Origin of the sequence: Catenibacterium sp. (genome assembly GCF_052354645.1) — a bacterium.
GTDB lineage: Bacteria > Bacillota_I > Bacilli_A > Erysipelotrichales > Coprobacillaceae > Catenibacterium > Catenibacterium mitsuoka_A.
In genome coordinates this window covers 1-3453 of the sequence record NZ_DAWDDM010000215.1, presented here as the reverse complement: position 1 = coordinate 3453, position 3453 = coordinate 1, and the positions used below count along the sequence as shown (strand labels likewise).

At 33.8% G+C, this 3453-nt stretch carries 1 protein-coding gene; it reads right to left on the bottom strand.

All coding sequences use genetic code 11. From position 1 onward, the window contains the following. Positions 1–148: 148 nt before the first annotated feature. The coding region (locus ACT8VG_RS08840; protein WP_444195660.1) for a family 20 glycosylhydrolase at positions 149–3453 on the bottom strand (3305 nt) is incomplete at its 5' end.

Here is a 3453-nt window from a genome sequence, read left to right as displayed (position 1 = left end):
TTATTTTTCCATTGATATAAGCATCCTTCATTATGCTCACCCCTCTCTTATATCTATGATATCATATTCACTTCACATTATAATTTAAACATCTCACTTCTTTTGTAAGAAAAAAGAAGAGATAGCATTACACTATCCCTTCAAAGATTTAGTCTTTTTTCTCCTTCACAGATACAAAACCTGCTAGAGATAAAGCCATAGCTGATACTAATCCAAATAATGAAGTTGGATCACCTGTCTTAACAGTATTATCCTTCTTATCTTCTGGTTTTGTTTCAGGTTTTGTTTCTGGCTTAATTTCAGGTTTTTCAGATGGTTTTTCTGGAACAGTTGGTTTTTCTGGTTCAATTACAACCTTTTCTTCTAAAGCATTTACTGCCTTAGTTAACTTAACCACAACTTCATCTACTTCTACCTGAGTTGCATTTTCTTTGTCAAGACCCTTAGCTTCTGCAACAACATTCATTAATGCAGTCCAAGATTCTTCAGTATACTTACTTTCATCTAATTTCTTAATTTCAGCAAGTTTAGCATCTAATGCAGTTGTATCACCCTTAAGAACATCTAAGCCCTTAATAGCATCTTCTAGCTTCTTAGTTGCTTCATTAACTTCTTCCTGAGAAGCATCTTTGTTTTCAAATACTGCTTTTGCATCATTTAATGCCTTAGTAAATGCATCACGTGCTTTCTTAACAGCCTTATTTAATGTTTCTTCAGAGATAGCTTCAGCTTTAGTCACTGCTTTTTCAAGATCAGCCTTATTTACTTTAGAAACTACCTTTAAATTCTTCATTGCTGTACGTAATGCATTGATTACTTCCTCATTATTTAAATCTTCTCTTGCATAAGCTTTCTGTGCTTCTACTAATGCGTCTAAGAATGTATCAACAGAATCACTTGTCTTATCAGTTAAATCCTGATTATAAGCTTTTGTTAATAAATCTTTAAGTTCAGTTGTTTCTTCAACCTGATCATAAGTAAACTGTACTTCTGCAATCTTATACCAGCTTTCACTTGCTTCTTTCATCACAAGTTTTACATACTTCACTGACTGTTTATCAAATGTAAATGACTGTTCAAGAGTATCTGCAGTCATTCTTAAATTACCTACAGTTGTCCAATTTTCTTTATCTGTAGAAACCATGATATCCGCATTCTTAATAATATCTGAGCCTGGTCTTTCAGGTGCAGAGATCTTAATACCACTCATATTTACTGTCTTAGGTAAAGTAAATGTAATATGTTTACCTACCTTCTGAGCATCATTGAACCAAGCGAATGTCTCTCTATTACCATCAAACATCTTTTCATAGCTATATTTATCACTTGGAGATACACCTAACTGCCAATATCCATCAGATGCTTCAATACTAGGAACAGTACCATCACGTTTCATTAAACCATTTCTAGCAGCAACTAATGCATCATATGCAGTCTTTACTGCTTCATCAGTCACTTCTTCACCATAAAGAACCTTCTTACCATTCTTTACAGCTTCTAAGTATTCAGGATATCCTGATGCATATCCGTTATCAGCCATTGGGTTTTCTACTTCTACCCATAATGCATAATAAGCACGTTTAACTGCTTTCTTCTTAGCATTATTTAACGTAGTCAAGATAGCATCTACATCCTGCTGTAATGCATCCTTATCATCATAAAGTTTCTGTGCTTCATCTAATGCAGTTTTATATTCACCTAGTGTTGCACCAATGTATACATTTTCATCTAAAGCATTATCTAAAGCAGCCTTTAAGTCAGTTTTATCTGTGTAGATTTCATAAGTGAAAGTGAAAGTATCACCCTTCTTACTATATGTACCAGTTGCACTGTCTTTATCAGACACTAAACGATAACCATAAATCTTTTCAGCAGTGAAGTTATATTCATCACCGATATTACCATAACGAGTTACAGGACTCTTTAATTCCTTACCATCTTTATCTACATATTTAATAGTCACTTTACCTAAAGAATCAGCTGGTAAGATTGATCCAGAATCTGGTAAAGTAGAACCCTTATCAAATGCTGCAACATGTCCAAGCTTTGCATAATTAGCCTTAAACTGGTTATGAGAAATAATACTATTAGACTTTGTATTCCATGCTTTAGTAGCAAGTGCTCGCATTTCATTTGCGATATCTTCAGTAATAGTATCTTCATCACATACATCAGCCTTATCACACCAGATTGCAAGTGATGCACCCTTAATAGCTGGGTTATCATCAGCAATAGTGTTAGCCTGGAATTTACCTGGAGTCCATTCATCAAAGATTAACTTATCAGAATTTAAGTTATCAAATGAATGCTGTTTACGTCCATCATTTGGCATAGATGGTCTTAATACATAATAGAAGAAACTAGCATTTACGTTATAAATAGTATCATGACCCTTATCTAAGAAAGTCTGAAGTTTTGCGATACTATAGTTCCAAGACATCTGACTCCAGAAATCAATACCAATATACTTATGCATTTTGATCAGCTGTTTCTTATCATAGTATGAATTTTCTCCATAGTAGATACCATCATTCCAAATACGTGGAGTAAATCCTTTTTCATGTACATGTTCTGCTAAGTCATTGATATATTTCGCAATAACATCCTTCCAAGTTGCATTAGGATCAATGTTTTCTCTTGCATAATTATCTAATACAGACTTGTACTGAGTAGTGAAAGGTGCACGGTCAAATTCCATATATTCATCGCCACCGATGTGGAAATCTGTACATCCTTCAAATAATTCCATATATTCATCATATAAGCTATAAATATACTTAATCGCTTCAGGATTAGTAACATCTAAACCTGATTTATAATTATTACCATATGCATCTACCTGTCCATATTCTGGATGTGCTCTTAAAATCTGGTCAACATGGCCTGGAGAGTCAAATGATGGAATAACTTTAACACCATATTTCTTTGCCTCTGCAAGAATTTCTCTCACATCAGCTTTTGTTAAATGCTGTTCAGATACGATAGAAGGATCTGTTTCACATTCAATACGGAAACCTAGGTTTTCTGAGAAATGCATCTGGATAGCATTCATCTTGAAGTAAGACATTTCTCTAATCTGTCTGATGAACCATTCTTTAGAAATATACTTACGAGCCATATCTACATGAATACGACGTTCAGCAACATTAGGATAATCAACGATTTCACCATAAGCTAAAGTGTTATTATTCGCAATTGAAAGCTGTTCAATAGTACGTAAACCATATAATACAGCTGTTTCACTTGCACCAGTTAAATGAATACCAGTATCATCAATTGTAATTTTATAAGCTTCTTTACTTGTAGTCTTATCAGTAATTTCTGATACAGGCTTGATATCGATAGTGATATCAGTAGGTGTTCCATCCTGATTATAAAGCATAGCCTGAGCATCACTAGAAACAATCTGTTTTGCCTTGAATTCAGAATTCACTAATTTAACAATTTCAGCAA